Source organism: Streptomyces sp. NPDC042371, from assembly GCF_056437465.1.
The window spans coordinates 80,125-95,425 of sequence record NZ_JBWKAP010000022.1 but is presented as its reverse complement, the minus strand read 5'-3'; the positions used below and the strand labels follow the sequence as shown (position 1 = coordinate 95,425).

At 68.2% G+C, this 15,301-nt stretch carries 11 protein-coding genes and 4 pseudogenes; 8 read left to right on the top strand and 7 right to left on the bottom strand.

The genetic code is table 11. The annotated features are described in order from the left end of the window. Positions 1 to 67 precede the first annotated feature (67 nt). The gene (locus tag AC068B_RS39260) at positions 68 to 331 is read left to right on the top strand and encodes a hypothetical protein (RefSeq protein WP_478676253.1); all 264 of its coding nucleotides are present in this window, start codon (positions 68 to 70) and stop codon (positions 329 to 331) included. Positions 332 to 437: 106 nt separating this feature from the next. Beyond that, complete coding sequence (locus tag AC068B_RS39255; protein WP_478676252.1) at positions 438 to 593, top strand: hypothetical protein; 156 nt, start codon at positions 438 to 440, stop codon at positions 591 to 593. 389 nt (positions 594 to 982) lie between these two features. On the opposite strand, the gene AC068B_RS39250 is transcribed toward AC068B_RS39255, so the two are convergent. Beyond that, a complete protein-coding gene (locus AC068B_RS39250; RefSeq protein WP_478676251.1) occupies positions 983 to 1,906 on the bottom strand; it encodes a hypothetical protein in 924 nt (307 codons plus the stop codon). A gap of 337 nt (positions 1,907 to 2,243) precedes the next feature. On the opposite strand from AC068B_RS39250, the gene AC068B_RS39245 reads away from it, so the two are divergent. Continuing rightward, on the top strand, positions 2,244 to 2,438 hold the full coding sequence (locus AC068B_RS39245) for a hypothetical protein (RefSeq protein WP_478676250.1): 195 nt from the start codon (positions 2,244 to 2,246) through the stop codon (positions 2,436 to 2,438). Between the two features lie 90 nt (positions 2,439 to 2,528). On the opposite strand, the pseudogene AC068B_RS39240 reads toward AC068B_RS39245, so the two are convergent. The 3 pseudogenes from AC068B_RS39240 to AC068B_RS39230 all read right to left on the bottom strand — a co-directional run. After that, positions 2,529 to 3,358: pseudogene (locus AC068B_RS39240) on the bottom strand (IS5 family transposase). Positions 3,359 to 3,402: 44 nt separating this feature from the next. Continuing rightward, positions 3,403 to 4,320 (bottom strand): annotated as a pseudogene (locus tag AC068B_RS39235) (IS5 family transposase); the annotation flags it as partial. Further along, positions 4,251 to 4,672 (bottom strand): annotated as a pseudogene (locus AC068B_RS39230) (IS5 family transposase); the annotation flags it as partial. The pseudogenes AC068B_RS39235 and AC068B_RS39230, both read right to left, overlap by 70 nt. Before the next feature lie 38 nt (positions 4,673 to 4,710). Here AC068B_RS39230 and AC068B_RS39225 point away from each other — a divergent pair. Next, positions 4,711 to 4,929 (top strand): annotated as a pseudogene (locus AC068B_RS39225) (transcriptional regulator); the annotation flags it as partial. A 55-nt stretch (positions 4,930 to 4,984) separates the two neighbouring features. Here AC068B_RS39225 and AC068B_RS39220 read toward each other — a convergent pair. The 3 genes from AC068B_RS39220 to ppdK all read right to left on the bottom strand — a co-directional run bounded on the left by AC068B_RS39220 (position 4,985) and on the right by ppdK (position 11,088). After that, positions 4,985 to 6,268, bottom strand: a complete 1,284-nt coding sequence (locus tag AC068B_RS39220) for a hypothetical protein (RefSeq protein ID WP_478676249.1) — start codon at positions 6,266 to 6,268, stop codon at positions 4,985 to 4,987. Between the two features lie 176 nt (positions 6,269 to 6,444). Then, positions 6,445 to 6,978, bottom strand: coding sequence for a DUF4232 domain-containing protein (locus AC068B_RS39215; protein ID WP_478676248.1), 534 nt, complete (start codon positions 6,976 to 6,978; stop codon positions 6,445 to 6,447). Positions 6,979 to 8,412: 1,434 nt separating this feature from the next. Continuing rightward, positions 8,413 to 11,088 (bottom strand): pyruvate, phosphate dikinase, encoded by a 2,676-nt coding sequence (gene ppdK, locus AC068B_RS39210; RefSeq protein ID WP_478676247.1) that lies wholly within the window; start codon positions 11,086 to 11,088, stop codon positions 8,413 to 8,415. 403 nt (positions 11,089 to 11,491) lie between these two features. Between ppdK and AC068B_RS39205 the strand changes: the two genes are divergently transcribed. The 4 genes from AC068B_RS39205 (at position 11,492) to AC068B_RS39190 (ending at position 15,294) form a co-directional block, all read left to right on the top strand. Continuing rightward, a complete protein-coding gene (locus AC068B_RS39205; RefSeq protein WP_478676246.1) occupies positions 11,492 to 12,574 on the top strand; it encodes a zinc-dependent alcohol dehydrogenase family protein in 1,083 nt (360 codons plus the stop codon). A 6-nt stretch (positions 12,575 to 12,580) separates the two neighbouring features. Then, entirely contained in the window at positions 12,581 to 13,291 is a 711-nt protein-coding gene (locus tag AC068B_RS39200; protein WP_478676245.1) for a helix-turn-helix domain-containing protein, read from the top strand. Next, on the top strand, positions 13,272 to 13,406 hold the full coding sequence (locus AC068B_RS39195; protein WP_478676244.1) for a hypothetical protein: 135 nt from the start codon (positions 13,272 to 13,274) through the stop codon (positions 13,404 to 13,406). The genes AC068B_RS39200 and AC068B_RS39195 overlap by 20 nt, the downstream gene beginning before the upstream one ends. Before the next feature lie 166 nt (positions 13,407 to 13,572). Continuing rightward, complete coding sequence (locus AC068B_RS39190) at positions 13,573 to 15,294, top strand: GAF domain-containing sensor histidine kinase (RefSeq protein WP_478676243.1); 1,722 nt, start codon at positions 13,573 to 13,575, stop codon at positions 15,292 to 15,294. Positions 15,295 to 15,301 lie beyond the last annotated feature (7 nt).

Sequence of the window (15,301 nt, the reverse complement as noted above, 5' to 3'; positions counted from 1 at the left end):
TCGCCGAACTCGCACCGGTCAGACCGAGCCCGACCCACCCGAGACGAACACCGCCTACCAGGCCATCGTGAACGCCTTCAACCAGCACCCCGGCCAGGCATTCAGAGCCCGCGAGCTGCACGAACTCCTCGGCATGCCCACCGACGAGGCGACCGTCAACATCACCCGCAGCCGCCTCGGACGCCTCACACGCGGAGCGAGGTTCTCCGGCGCCACCGTGTCCTTCACCAGCGTGACGGACCCAGTTCCCCAGGGGCTCCTCGCTGCCCTCGGTGGTCCTGTCCCCGAAACCGTTGTCCTGCCTCCCGCCTGGCTCCCTCATACGAACTAGCAGGCCGATCCATGGACGGATGCCTGAAACAAGGCGCCGAGCACTTCAGAGACGGGTTCTCAGCCGTCCGGACAGCCCCGGCTACACCCCCGAGCAACTGGAGCGGATGAACACGCTGATGGCGACCGAGCTCGACCGGGCAGGGCTCGTGACCGCCCATCCGTACTGGCAGCAGTTCACCGGCCCCGACCTGGTCGCCGCCCGGATGAAGCTGAAGCAGCTCGCTGCCCAGCACCAGGCGCCGGCGCCGGACGGCGAGTAGCCGCGGCGACGGACGCCTCTACCCCGCCGCCGATCCGGGTACTGCTACCCGACGGCGAGCAGCAGCTGACCGAACGGCTGTATGCCCGTCAGCAAACGCACAGCGGGTGGCGGTTCTCGGCCGATGAGGTGCTTCCCGCAAGTGGGCGCCAGCAAGCCGGAACATCAGCCGGATGAGGACAAGTGGCGGGTGCTAACCGATCCAGCCGGGTACCCCCCTCTGCATGGTCAGAGGCTGAGGAGTCAGGCAGCGAGCGCGTATCCGCCGAGTCGGAGTCCCGCCGCCTCGTCCCAGCCGATCGCCACCGAACCGGACCCATCCCGTTCTCGGCCAAAGGACGCGTACGTAATCTATGGAGCCGGGTGAGGCGCCCGGCTCCGTCCCATGCGTCATGCCGACCGTGAGGCTAGATAGTGCCCAAATCTGTAGCGAGTATCGAGAGCGCAAATGAGACGGACCTCAGCAGCTAAGCAGTCGATTCCTCTCGCTGATGCAGGCTCACCCTGCGGCTTTTGCACAGCGGTACGCAGGCGGGCGAGCATCGCATCGGCAGGCCCGGCGTACGAGATCATCAGCACTTCATCCGCGTCCCCGTCCCACACTTCCCCCTTCGCCTCAGCGTCCAAATCTCCTACGAAATCCGCGAAGAGAAGGATTGCGACTCTAAAGCGAGGCAAGGATTCACTCAATCTCAATTGGCTTCGGGCCCAAGTGAGAGAGGGCAGGTTCGATTCCTCAATGACGCCACTGTCTGCCCCCAGTTCGACGACGACATCGTCAAAGAGAGCGAATAGGATGTCTAGACGCACCGACTCTTCAACCCTGATGCGCACCGCCGGAGAGAGATCAGTGCACAAGATGACCCTATGCGGCATCAAATAATCTTGCGCTACCAAGCCCCGCAGAGCCTCAAGGTCATCATTCTCCGCGAAAGGCCCGTCACCCGGTGCGACGACTCGGGTAAACGTGAAAGCTACAGCAGGCCTTTCACGGGATATATCAACCGTCATTTTCTCTCGCGAAATTGTCGGCAGATCCCTTGCGGTTGGAGTGTAATAGTGTGGGAGACGCGCGTCTGATCCCCATGGCGGAGGCAGGGAAATCCGCTTAGCAGGATTTTCAATAGGTTTGCTGGCCTGGACACTGGAGTTCTGGGTTGTCTGGTCATGCTCCGCCTTCGTCAGCTTTTGTCTGTCGCGATGCTCTCGTGCGGCGGAAAGCAGGGCTACTAGCCTCTCGTCAAAGGCGTCCCAGTCGGCCGCAGGCCGGTCGGCCACCGGGCGCGTGTCCAGCTCAGCCAGGACGTAGGCCACGACAGCCGCGGTTCCTTCACTGACCGTTGCACCACGGAGCAAGCGGCCCACGGTGGGAGGGCTGAGTTTGTGGCCCCGCTCCGCAGCCTTCTCGGCGACGACGACCAGTGACGGCGTGTTCGCTCTACGCCGCAGCTCCTGAAGCCACTCCAACCACGTCCGCAGAGGGCCTGGCGGAATGTGTGCAGGGATCTGCACGGCTCTGCTGGCTGAACCCGGCAATGTGCCCCTCCCCCGCTGTGGTTCCGGAACGATCCGGGACCCACGGCTCACCACGATTCACCACGAGTCGTTGCGCCCCACAGCGTATCGCCGTGGAACATCGAGGAGAGTCGTCTTGGATGCTCAACTCACCTACGGAGACGGAGAGGTGAGGGACATGAAGCTCGGCAAGGAGTGGTGGCGCACGGTCCGGTATGCCATTGCGGAAGAGCGCCGCACGGCCCGGCTCGTCGGGGTCCTGATGGTGATCGGCATCATCATGGCCACGCTGATCGTGCTCGGCCAAGGAGCCTCTGTGACCATCGGGTGAAGGGGGCCATCAGTCGCTCTGCGGAAGATCGCCAACGCGGCTCGTGTGAGGGCCAACCGCTAACTGATTCCTAGGTTCTGTCGTCAAATGTCACGCCCACATCAGGAGTGATGCGAGAGCGACGGCTGCTTCGTAGGACTGGGCTGTTTTGTCGTAGCGGGTGGCGATACCGCGCCACTGCTTCAGGCGGTTGAAGCAACGTTCCACGACGTTGCGGTGCTTGTAGACCTCGCGGTCGAAGGCCGGCGGGCGGCCGCCGCGGCTGCCTCGCCGGGCCCGATGGCCGGCCTGGTCGGCCCGCTCGGGAATCGTGTGCGGGATGCCCCGGCGGCGGAGCCAGGCGCGGATCGCCTTCGAGCTGTAGCCCTTGTCTCCCAGGACGTGATCGGGCCGGGTGCGGGGTCGTCCCGGTCCGATCCTGGGCACTCGGATCGCTTCCATCACGGCGGTGAACCGGGTGCAGTCGTTGGCGTTGCCGCCCGTGACGACGAAGGCGAGCGGACGGCCCTGTCCATCGCAGGCCAGGTGAATCTTGCTGGTCAGTCCGCCTCTGGACCGGCCGAGGGCCGGGTCGCGGAGCCCCCTTTTCGGGCCCCTGCCGCATGCTGGTGGGCCCGGACGATCGTGGAGTCGACGGACACCAGCCACTCGATGTCGCCCGCCGCGTCCGCTTTCGCCTGGGCTGCCTGCAGCATCCGCTCGAACGTCCCGTCCGCCGCCCACCTGCGAAAACGCGTATGCAGCGTGGCCCACGGACCGTAACGCTCGGGCACATCCCGCCAGGCCGTCCCGGTCCGGAACTTCCACACGATCCCGTTCAGGACCCTGCGGTCGTCCAGCCGTTTCCGTCCCCGCAACGACGCGGGCAGCAACGGCCGGACGAACTCCCACTCGGCATCGGACAGTTCATAGCGACGTATCACGACACCATGATCCACCAGTGGTGAACATTTGAAGACGCCGCCTAGGTCGTTTCTGATGGTTCTTGGACGGTGTCGCGGAGCCAGATGACGACTGCTGCGGCGGCCAGGGTCCCGTTGAAGATGTAGTCGCGTTTGTCGTAGCGGCTGGCGACCGCACGGAACTGCTTCCACTTGCTGACGCACCGTTCGGCAGCACTGCGGCGGCGGTACTGGCCTGCGTCGAAGGCCGGTGGCCGGCCGCCGCTCCGGCCGCGCCGCCTTCGCTTGGCCTGCTGGTCACCAGGTTGGGCGATGGTCACCTTGATGTGCCGTCCGCGCAGGTAGGCGCGGGTGTCCCGGCTGGAGTAGGCCTTGTCGCCGCGCAGCCGGTCCGGGCGGGTGCGGGGCCGTCCCGGCCCGCGCCTGGGGATCCGCAGACACTCCAGCACGGACACGAGCAGGGGGTTGTCGCCCCGCTGGCCCAGCGAGGTCTGCCGGACCAGCGGGCGGGCCCGGTCATCGGCCAGGAAGTGGACCTTGCTGGTCAGTCCGCCCCGGGAACGTCCCAGGGCCCCGCGTCCATCGGCCTCCACACGCGCCCCGCCCCCCCCCTTTTGCGGGAAGTCACCCGGCGGCCGGTGCCGGGCTCCCGCCGCATGCTGATGAGCCCGGCAGGAAGTGGAGTCGATGTTCACCGCCCACTCGCCCTCCTTCGCCGCGGACCGGGCCAGCGCCCCGTCCGGGTCACTCGCGTCGGCCTCGATCTGCAGCTCGGACAGGATCCGCTGCCAGGTTCCGTCGGCCGACCAGCGGCGATGGCGCTCATAGACGGTCTGCCACGGCCCGTACCGCTCGGGCAGATCCGGCCACGGCACCCCGGTACGGGCCCTGAACAGCACGCCGTTGATCACCCGGTCCGCTCGGTGATCAAGTGGATCTTCGAGCCTTTCTTGCCCCGGTCGACAGGATTCGGACCTGTCAGGTCCCCCCTTTCAGGGCCCGCATGTTCACCGAGTCGATCGCGCAGCGCGACCAGTCCAGGCCGCCGTGCGAGTCCAGCTCGTCGAGGATGACGCGGTGCAACTTGGCCCAGACCCGGGCGGTACTCCACTCGGTGAAACGCCGGTGCGCGGTCGGCCCCGATGGTCCAAAGACCGGCGGTAGCTGCCGCCAGGTGCAGCCCGTCGTGGCCACGAAGATGATCGCGGCCAGCACCTCACGGTCCCCGTACCCGCGCCGGCCACCGCCCTGCGGTCGAACTGGAGCGGGCGGGACCACCCGATGGAGCAGCTCCCACAGTTCATCCGGCACCGAACGCTCGACCATCACCATGCGGTGAAAGCTACCCGGTACACCAATTGAGACGACCTCTAAGGCGGGTTCTGGGTGCGGAGCTTCTGCGGTCGCGGCCGTATCGGCTGGCGGCGCCCGTCGAGTGCGACGTCGACGTGGTGGAACGGCGTCTGGGCGCGGGGGCGGTGACGGCGGCCGCGGCGCCGTATGCCGGGCCGTTGCTGCCGCAGTCCCAGGCCCCCGCCCTCGTCCGGCTCCGGCGCAGGCTCGCGGATCAGCTGCGGGCGGCACTCATCGAGCCCTTCCGTGGGCTCGCCTTCGACTGAGGCGAAGCTGGGTGACCGGGGCAGATCAGCTCTTCGGGAGACGGTCCTGTTCACGTTGCAGGGCGGCGAAGTCGTCAAAGACGGTGTAGGTGCGCGGTAGTGGGGTGCCTCGTTCGTAGCGGACGGTGCGGGGCACGTAGAGGCTGTTGAGCATCCAGGGTTTCGTCTTCTCGGTGATGGCCCGCACGGATGCCTTGCCCTGCACCACGCCGTAGGTGGCTACGGCCAGGCGGCCCGTCTCCCGGTACGCGGTCACCTGGTCCCGCATGAAGTGCTTGTGCTCCTCGAACCACGGGCTCATCCGCAGGAAGTCCCGCCACTGTTCCTCGGTGAGCGGGCGTTCGGCGGCGGCCTTGAGGAACTGCCACACTCGGGTGTCACGGCCGAGGCCGAGTTCCTTGCCGTGGGCGGTGACGAATGGGGCGGACAGAGGCTTCGGCATCTGCCTCTGGTAGTGGTTGACCAGGGAAAACTCGGTGACGAGGAACTTCTTGCCGCCGTCGAGCCGGGGCAGGACGTAATCCAGGTACTTCTGGGCGGCCCCGGCCGAGGTGACGTGCGGGTGCATGTCCAGTCCGTCGAGCTGTGAGGTCCGGTTGACGAAGTCGATCCACTCCTCGGTGGCCTCCGAGAGCATCGCGGGGTCGTCCAGGTGGTTGAGGGCGCCCATGTGCAGCCTGGTGCGGCACCCGTCGGGGAAGTGCTCGTCCCGGTAGTCGATGACGTGCTTCGCGACCGCCTGGTAGAAGGGGTTGAGCTTGGTCTGCCTCTCCTGCGGACGGGTTTCCAGGAAGGGTTCGTTGCCAAGGGTGAGGATCTCCACCTTGTCCAGGACGGCCTCAAGCACCTTGTCCACGGCCGCCAGTTCGGCCCGCATCTGCCTGCTCCCCGGGGCCGGGACCGTCCGGCCCTCCTTCCTGAACTGGAACTTCAGCGCCAGCATGGTGCCGAAGCCCTGACCGTGCAGGTCCAGGAGCCTATCGACCGCCCGCAGGCGCTCCGGGGCCGTGCCCTGCTTGACGCGGTCCAGCACGGTGAAGCCGCGCACCCAGCTGGTGCCCAGACCGTCCAGGGCCGCCTTGTCCACATAGGTGGGGTCCTCGTTGAAGTTCGCGCCGAGGGCACCGTCCGGGGCGGCGGCGCGGGGCCGTGCGGCCTCCGTGTTCTCCGGCTTGCCCGAGGCGTCCCCCTGGCCGTCGCGGTCCGCGCTCCCGCTGCACCCAGCAGCCAGAAAGGCCCCGGCGGAAAGGCCGAAGAGCCGTCGGCGCGAGAGAGGAGCGTGGGATACGGGGGCTCGGTCGCTCTGCACGGATACTCCTTGTCGTCGTGGGCGTGCCACGTGATGCGGCAGGCGAGTGGGCTTCAAGACCAGTCTTCAGCACGATCCTGTACGGCGAGGTCCGCAGGTCCGCGACCTTTACTGAAACCTTCGGACGCCTGGGCCCGCACTGTAGTGCGGGCCCAGGCGTCCGGTTGGTACGGGGCTCAGATGGTGGGCGGGGTGTCGCTCCACGCCGTGACCGACAGATCGCCGTTGTCCACGTCTTGTTTGAAGGCGACGGTGCTGTGCGAGTTGCCGCCCGTGGGCGATATCTGCAGGTAGTGGGCGGCTGCAGTATCAGCTCCGGTGTGCGTCCACACGAGGTCGGCGTAGGCCGAGTCGCCGGCCTGCAGGGTGACATCTTGCCGCCCGGGGTCCGCGGCGAAGTAGGTGTCGCCGTGTTCGGTCTGCGTCATCAGCGCGGTGTGGCCGCTGCCTTCCAGGGCGAGGCCCGCGTAGCCGGAAAGCACGCACGTGACGTTCCCGGTGTTGGTGAGCTTCAGAAACGTCCCGGCATGGTTCATGCCCGCCTGTTCGGTCCCCAGCTGCGTCGTGGTCGCCTTCAGAGTGCCCTGCTGGCATTCCTGCGTGGCTCGCGTCGCAGACGATGTGGTGTCAGATGCGAGAGCTGTCCCCGTTCCCGCGGCAGCGAAAGCGACCGCGGCGGTGACGGCGATGGTGGCGCGCGAGATGACCATGTGCGTTCCTCCTTGCAGTTCATGCTCACGTACGGAGGCAGTCGCAACTTCCTCTGCACTGGCGCCTTGCCACGAGGCTCCGCCACCAATGTCACCAAACGGTTACAAGGGGACAGGAGGTAAACACTCGGGCCGAGATGACCGGCCAGCGGCGTGCCCATGCCCGCCGCGCGGTGCTGCCGTGCGCAACAGTTCCGGGCTGCCAGGGGTCCGTTTTGCAGTTCGGGTTCTACGGTGAGTACAACCCTCCGCGCCTTCTGGCGTATCGGGGGCAACCCTGCAGCAGAGCGAGCCTGTGGCGCATCCTGAAGACGCCGGGCTTGCCTCCCACTCCCGCGGAAGTCACCGACAGCCGGACCGGCCCCTCGGGGCAACTTCGAGGCCGGGCAGAACCACTCCCCCGGCTGCCTGGAGGGAGTGCTCCAGTGGCTTGTCCGGGGAGGACAGGGGCACTTGGAAGGGGCACGCGGCCGCCGTCCCGACCGGCGACCGCCACCCGTTGACGCCATGGCCTCCTGGAACCGACTGGCCTCGCGGGCGGCATGCCCGCAACGCTCTTCCGATCGCCCTGGGACCGCCCTACGCTCGCGCCTAGAAGGGGAATTGGGTTCCACACCCACGCCCCGGGCTCCCTGCCCCCGAGCCGCATCACCGACAACGCGGCTCCAGCCTCCGCCCTCCGCACGTGACCGGTCGGCGAGGCAACTCCCGCAGCCTCGTCCCCACGCAAGGAGGGCACCCCGCGCGAGGGCCGGGAAAAGAGGAGCTACGGTCCCGCGCGTCCCCTGTTGCCGCCGCATCTGCGGCAACAGGGGAGCTCCGCAAGCCTCCGACCATCGCACTGCGTATCTGAGGCATTGCGGCGTTCCGGTTGGGCCGCCGAGGGATGAGCCCGTCGGCCCAGCCCCCCTGACGCCGACGCATACCCGCGACATCGGCGCCACGGCCGGGGCGGGACCGGCCGTGGAGGGGAGCTCGTCGCGGCCGGTACCACCAACTCCCAGGTTCCTCCGGAAGGCCCGCCGGCGGCGGCCCGGCCAACACCGATCGGGGGCATGGGTCGCAGGTATGTCCACTAGCGGTGCCTCACGCGCCTCGTCCAGAGATGAACGAGCCGAAGAGGCCCTCTGCCGGCCGAGTCGTCGGATGTCACCGCGGAACGGGAGAAGGCTGTCACGCCGAACGATCAGCTCCTAGGGCAGATTGTCCGTACGCAGGCACGGCGCCACCTGTACCGCTGCCAGCGCCCGGCCACCCGTCTGCCACACGTCCAACAGCGCGGCCCTGCGCGCAGCTGCGTCCCGCGCCACGATCCCCCACAGGTTGACCGACAGCTCCGGCTCAAAGCCCAACAGGACTCCGCTGGCGCCCGCTCATGTACGCAGAGCACAGCAGCCAAGACGCTCGCGGCGCCCGCAAACAGCCACGGCACCCTCACCTCGTATCGGACTCAACCACCGCATCCAGCGCTGCCCGGCCCGCCTCCAGCCGGGACGCGGGGATCCGGAAAGGCGAACAGGAGACGTAGTCCAGGCCCGCCTCGTGGAAGAAGTGGATCGAGTCGGGATCACCGCCGTGTTCGCCGCACACCCCTGTCACCAGGCCCGGCGAGGCGGCTCTGCCCTCCTCTACGGCAAGGGTCACCAGGCGGCCCACACCCTCGCGGTCCAGGGTCTCGAACGGTGAGACCGGGAAGATGCCCTGGGCCAGATAGGCAGGGAAGAAGGAAGCCTCCGCATCGTCGCGCGACAGCCCCCAGGCCGTCTGGGTGAGGTCGTTGGTGCCGAACGAGAAGAAGTCCGCTGCCTCAGCGATGCGGCGCGCGGTCAGGGCGGCTCGCGGTAGTTCGATCATGGTGCCGATCGGGCATCGGATCGGGATGCCCGTCTCGTCGCTGACCTCGGCGAGGGCACGTTCCACCTCCGTACGGGCCAGCCGGAACTCCTCGACGGTCGCGACGAGCGGAACCATGATCTCCACCTTGGGATCGCCTCCGGCACGCAAGCGCCGCACCACTGCTTCGGCGAGGGCACGTACCTGCATGGCCACCAGGCCCGGCACCACCAGACCGAGACGTACGCCGCGCAGACCGAGCATCGGGTTCCGCTCGTGCATCCGCTCCACGGCTTCGAGCAGCCGCAGGTCATACGCAGCGGGGGCGGCCGTCGTCGCCATCCGGACGGACAACTCGGTGCGGTCCGGCAGGAATTCGTGGAGGGGCGGGTCGAGCAGCCGGATGGTGACCGGAAGGCCGTCCATCGCCTCCAGGATGCCGGTGAAGTCCTGCCGCTGCGGCGGAAGCAGCTCAGCGAGGGCCGAACGCCGTTCCTCGTCGTCAACGGCGAGGATCAGTCGCTCCACCAGAGGGCGTCGGTCACCGAGGAACATGTGCTCCGTGCGGCACAGGCCGATGCCCTGCGCACCGTAGCGACGGGCGCGGGCAGCGTCCTCGGGGGTGTCGGCGTTGGCCCGCACCTCGAGTCGGCGCGCCGAGTCCGCGAGGGAGAGTGCTCCTGCGACAGCGTCCGTCAGCGGGCCGCTGGAACGGCCTGTGTCGAGATATCCGGCCACGTCCGAGGTGGTCAAGGGGAGTTCGCCGAGGTGGACCAGGCCCGTCGTACCGTCCACCGAGAGCATGGTGCCCTCCGGCACCACGGTCCCGTCCGACGCGGTGAACCGTCGTGACTGTTCGTCGATCGTGAGCGACTCGGCGCCGCACACACAGACCTTGCCCATACCGCGGGCCACCACGGCCGCATGGCTGGTCTTGCCGCCGCGCCCGGTGAGTACCGCCTGTGCGGCGACCATGCCGGGGTAGTCGTCAGGTGTGGTCTCGCGGCGCACGAGCACGACGTTCTCGCCCGCGGTGGAACGCCGCACGGCCTCCGCCGAGTCGAAGACCGCGGCGCCGACGGCGGCTCCTGGCGAAGCAGGGATGCCCTCGGCGAGCGGCGCGGGCGCGGAGCCGGTCTCGAAGCGAGGGAACATCAGGCGGGTGAGTTCACCTCCCGATACCCGTGCCAGGGTGTCCCTGTCCTCGATCAGTCCTGCCGCACGAAGGTCGTGCGCGATGCGGAACGCTGCCTCCGCCGTGCGCTTGCCGATGCGGGTCTGCAAGATCCACAGCTTGCCGCGCTCGACGGTGAACTCCACGTCGCACAGGTCCCGGTAGTGGCGTTCGAGCTTTCGCAGGTCGTCCAGCAACTCGGCATACACGCTCGGATCGAGCCGCTCCAGTTCCCGTAGGGAGACGGCGTCGCGGGCTCCGGCCACGACGTCCTCGCCCTGCGCATCGGGCAGGTAGTCGCCGTATACACCAGGACTGCCGGTAGCCGGGTCGCGGGTGAAGGCGACACCGGTGCCCGAGCCCGGACCGAGGTTGCCGAAGACCATGGCCTGGATGTTCACAGCCGTTCCCAGGCCGTCGGGGATGTGCTCGCGCCTGCGGTAGAGCCGGGCGCGCTCACCGTTCCAGGAGGCGAAAACGGCACGCAGGGCGCGGTGTAGCTGCTCGACCGGGTCCTGCGGGAACTCTTCACCTGTCTCACGCCGTATCAGTTCCTTGAACTCGCGGACGAGCAGTACGAGATCGTCGGCGTCGAGCCCGGCGTCGGCGGTGACGTTCCGCGCGGCCTTGTGTTCGTCGAGGGCACGCTCGAACAGGTCACCGGCGACGCCCATGACCGTACGGCCGAACATCTGCAGCAAGCGCCGATAGGAGTCCCAGGCGAAACGCTCGTCCCCGTGCGCCTTGGCGAGGCCGGCCACCGAGACATCGCCGAGCCCGATATCAAGGATGGTTTCCATCATCCCCGGCATGGAGAACTTGCCGCCGGATCGCACCGAGAGCAGCAGCGGGTCGTTCGCGGCTCCGAGTGTGCGCCCCATGGCTCGCTCCAACACTGCGAGCGCCTGGGCCACTTGGCCGCCGAGCCCGATCGGTTCCGTGCCTGTGCCGAGAAAGGCGCGGCAGGCTTCGGTGGTGACGGTGAACCCGTGCGGGACGGGCAGCCCCAGGCGCGTCATCTCGGCGAGGTTCGCCCCCTTGCCGCCCAGCAGGCCGCTCATCCCTCGGTTGCCGTCCTCGAACGTATACACGTACTGGGTCATGTCGATGTCCTTCACAGCCTTGCAGCGACATAGAACGTGGGGTTGATGGACGGCGTGCGCTCCGGACTCGGGCCGGTATCGACGCGTCGCGGCAGACGACCACCCGCGAAGTCTGTCCTGCCCGCATCGTGCCGCTGCGGGCCGTGGTGGCGCTGCGGGCCATCCGGCCCTATCAAGGGACATCCGGCCCGTGGGGCGCGAGGCACCGCCAGTCTCGGACCGACCGCATTGCCAAGTGCGCGCCCCTCGGCCCCCTTTTCCACCCACCACTCTGGCACCGGCTGGCGAAGGAGAAACAAAGCCGACTCGGTTCGGCGAAGGGGACCGACCGGCCCATGCGGGCACCGCTGGTCCCGGACAGGCTGGAGGAACCCGATCCGGGGGCTTCAGGAGGGGAATCGTCATGCAAGCACTCGTCTTCCACGGCCCGGGCCAATCCGCTTGGGACTCGGTCCCGGACCCCGGTATCCAAGAGGCCACCGACGCGATCGTCCGGGTCGACACCGTCACGATCTGCGGAACGGACCTGCACATCCTGAAGGGCCACGTGCCGGATGTGCGTCCCGGAACCATCCTCGGGCATGAAGCCGTCGGTGAAGTGGTCGAGGTCGGACGCGATGTCCGCACGGTCCGGCCCGGTGACCGCGTCCTGGTCTCGTGCATCACGGCGTGCGGCCGATGCCGCTTCTGCCGGCATGGCTCCTACGGCCAGTGCCTCGGCGGTGGAGGCTGGATCCTCGGCCACCGGATCAACGGCACTCAGGCCGAGTACGTCCGCGTCCCCTACGCAGATCTTTCCGTGCATGCTCTGCCCGGCTCGGTGGGAAGCGCGGACGCCGTGCTTCTGGCCGACGTCTTCCCCACCGCCTACGAGGTGGGCGTGCTGAACGGCAGGGTACGGCCGGGCGACACCGTCGCCGTGGTCGGGGCCGGTCCCGTCGGGCTCGCCACGATCGTTACGGCAGGGCTGTGCACACCGGAACGGATCATCGCCGTGGACCCCGAGCCCACCCGACTCGACGCGGCCAAGCACCTTGGCGCCGACGTGATCGTCGACTCGGCCGGTGGACCCGAGCAGTTGGTCGCCGACCTCACCGACGGGCTCGGGGCCGATGTCGTCATCGAAGCGGTAGGGCTGCCCGAGAGCTTCGAGATGTGCATGCGCATGGTGCGGCCCGGCGGGCACGTGGCCAACGTCGGGGTGCACGGCAACCCGGTGACACTCCACTTGGAGGACCTGTGGATCAAGAACGTGACGATCACCACCGGTCTGGTCGACACCTCCTCCACCCCCACACTCCTGCGGATGTTGGGGGCCGGACGGCTGTCGACTTCGTCCATGGGCACCCACACTTTCCCCCTGGACGACATGGAGGAGGCGTACGACGTGTTCTCCCATGCGGCCGACACCGGCGCGCTCAAGGTCATCCTGGGCGGGCGGTCCCATACCGCCCTGGCCCGCACGACGCCCTCTCCCGAGGAGTGATCTTCCATGGCCGGCGAGCAGCCCACGAACGCCCGTTCGGTACCGGGCGAAACCCCACGGGGCGACTTGGGGCGCCGACTCGCGCACCGACGTCGGCAACTCGGCCTCACCCGGCGGGAAACCGCCGAACGTGCGGGCACGGCCCCCGGCTACCTTCAGCACCTGGAGGAGCACCCCACCGCCACCCCTGGAATCGGTGTCCTCATCCGGCTGGCACAGGCTCTGGACACCACCGCGGCAGCGCTCTGCGGCGGCGGCATCGACCAGCCGCCCGGCCTCGGCCGAGCCGCCCGCAACTCCGTGCTGACAGAGCTGAGCCCCGAGGAGTGCCGAGCCCGGTTGGCCACCCACGGCGTCGGACGACTCGCGGTGTCCGCCCAGGAGGGAACGGCGATCGTCCCGCTCAACTACACCGTGATCGACGACGCGATCGTCTTCAGGACCGCGCCCGGCACACTGCCCGCCACGGCTGTTGGAGACGTGGTCGCCTTCGAGGTCGACCGCATCGACGACGCGCTCAGCCGCGGCTGGAGCGTGCTCGTCCGCGGTCACGCGAGGGCCGTGTCGGACCCTGAGGCCGTACGCCGGTTGCAGGACCGCCTTCACAGCTCGCCCTGGGCCGGCGGTCAGCGCGAGCTGTGGGTGCGCATAGAGCCCGACAGCATGAGCGGACGCGGGATCACCGTGGCTCCTTCGCATGCGGGAGACGCTGAGTGAGGCGCTCGGCATCCGGGCCGGGGAGCTCGACCGGCATCAGTCGCCGCGCCCGACGGCCATGGCTTCGGTCGGCCGCAAGGCCCACAGCCGCGACGCTCTGCCCGCCCCCTCGTGAACTTCGACGTCGGCCCATGGCCGCATACAGGATGAGGGACGTCAGCTCGCTTCCTGATGTCCCGCTGAAATCGGGCTTGTCACGCTCTGCCGCTCCCCCGTCGCATGGCTACTGTTGAGGGCACATCTGTACGCCCTGTCCGACACTCCCCCCGTGGAGGCAGCACATGGCTGGCGAACAGCACGGTAGTTCGGGGAAGTTGCCACGGTTACGGTTGGACGAACTGCTCGAAGAGCTGCAGGTACGCATCAACGCGGTCCGTGGCACTCGGGACCGGCTGCACGGCTTGCTTGAAGCGATGCTGTCGGTCGGGCAGGAGCTGGATCTTCCCCAAGTGCTTCGGCGCATCGTCGAGACCGCCGTGACGTTGGTGGACGCGGGGTACGGAGCGCTTGGCGTCATCGGTGCGGGGAGCAAACTGGACGAGTTCCTGCCGGTTGGGATCAACGAGCAGGTGCAGGCGCAGATCGGTGATCTCCCCTCAGGTCACGGCCTTCTCGGCGAGTTGATCCGGCACCCTGAGCCGTTGCGGCTCCGGGAGCTGTCGGAGCATCCGGCCTCGTCCGGCTTCCCGGCTCATCACCCGCCCATGCACTCGTTCCTCGGCGTGCCCATCCGGGTGCGCGAGAGGGTGTTCGGGAATCTCTACCTCACCGAGAAACGAGGAGGGGGCGAGTTCGACGACGAGGACCTGTCGGTGCTGTCCACCCTTGCCGTGGCGGCAGGCGTGGCCATCGAGAACGCAAGGCTCTACGAGGAATCCAGGCTGCGCGAGCAGTGGCTGACCGCAGGCGCCGAGCTCACCAACGCCCTGCTGTCCGGCACTTCCGAGAACCGCGTACTGGAGTTGCTGGTTGAGCGCGCTCTGGCGATCACTTCCGCCGACATCGGCGTGGTGGATCTGGTGGTGGCAGAGTCGCAGGAGCTGCTGGGGGCCCTTACCCTCGGGGAAGGCTCGGAGGTGCACCACGGCAAGCGGATCCCTCGGCAAGGGACTCTGGCCGGCGCCGCGTTGAGCGACGGCGGACTGGTCGCGACAGCGGACGTGGCCAATGATCCCCGGGTCACCTTCACCCCGGAGAGGTGGAAAGGAATGGGCCCGGCGGTCGCCGTTCCGATGGGAACGGCCGACGGGCTGCGCGGCGTGCTGGTCCTTGCACGCCGAACCGGCCGCCCCTCCTTCGGCCGAGCCGAGATCGCGCCACTGCCCGGATTCGCCGGACAGGCCGCACTTGCCCTGGAGATGGCGGACCGGAGGCGGGACGCCGAGCAGATCAGCCTGCTCGAGGACCGGGACCGGATTGCCCGGGACCTTCACGACCTGGCCATTCAACGTCTCTTCGCAACCGGCATGACCCTCCAGAGCGCCCAACGCTTCGTCCAGCACCCCGAAGCCGCCGAGCGCCTATCCCGGGCGGTGGACGATCTGGACACCACCATCAAGATCATCCGCTCGGCCATCTTCGGGCTTCGCGCCCATGACGCGAGCGCCACTCCCGGCCCCGGATTGCGCGTGCGGATCACACGGACGATCGAGGAGGCGGCCACTGTCCTCGGTTTCACACCCGCGCTGCGCATGGAGGGTCTGATCGACGTGGATGTGCCTGCCGCCGTGGCCGACGACACGCTCGCCGTACTCAGTGAGGCCCTCGCCAACATCACCCGGCATGCCCAGGCGTCGGCCGCGGACGTCGCCATCCTCGTACGAAGAGGACAGCTGACGATCACCGTGACGGACAACGGCGTCGGCATCGACGAGAGCGGGCGCCGGAGCGGCCTGCGCAACATCGCTGAACGGGCGGAGAGGCTGGGCGGCACGCTGACCACAAGGGGCGGACCACATGGCGGCACACGCCTGGACTGGCAGGTTCCGCTACCGGGCCGGTGAACCCGAT

Coding starts and splice junctions, on each gene's coding strand:
- AC068B_RS39255 (WP_478676252.1), top strand. CDS start 438: ATGAACACGCTGATGGCGACCGAGCTCGACCGGGCAGGGCTCGTGACC.
- AC068B_RS39215 (WP_478676248.1), bottom strand. CDS start 6,978: ATGGTCATCTCGCGCGCCACCATCGCCGTCACCGCCGCGGTCGCTTTC.
- ppdK (WP_478676247.1), bottom strand. CDS start 11,088: ATGACCCAGTACGTGTATACGTTCGAGGACGGCAACCGAGGGATGAGC.
- AC068B_RS39205 (WP_478676246.1), top strand. CDS start 11,492: ATGCAAGCACTCGTCTTCCACGGCCCGGGCCAATCCGCTTGGGACTCG.
- AC068B_RS39200 (WP_478676245.1), top strand. CDS start 12,581: ATGGCCGGCGAGCAGCCCACGAACGCCCGTTCGGTACCGGGCGAAACC.
- AC068B_RS39195 (WP_478676244.1), top strand. CDS start 13,272: ATGCGGGAGACGCTGAGTGAGGCGCTCGGCATCCGGGCCGGGGAGCTC.
- AC068B_RS39190 (WP_478676243.1), top strand. CDS start 13,573: ATGGCTGGCGAACAGCACGGTAGTTCGGGGAAGTTGCCACGGTTACGG.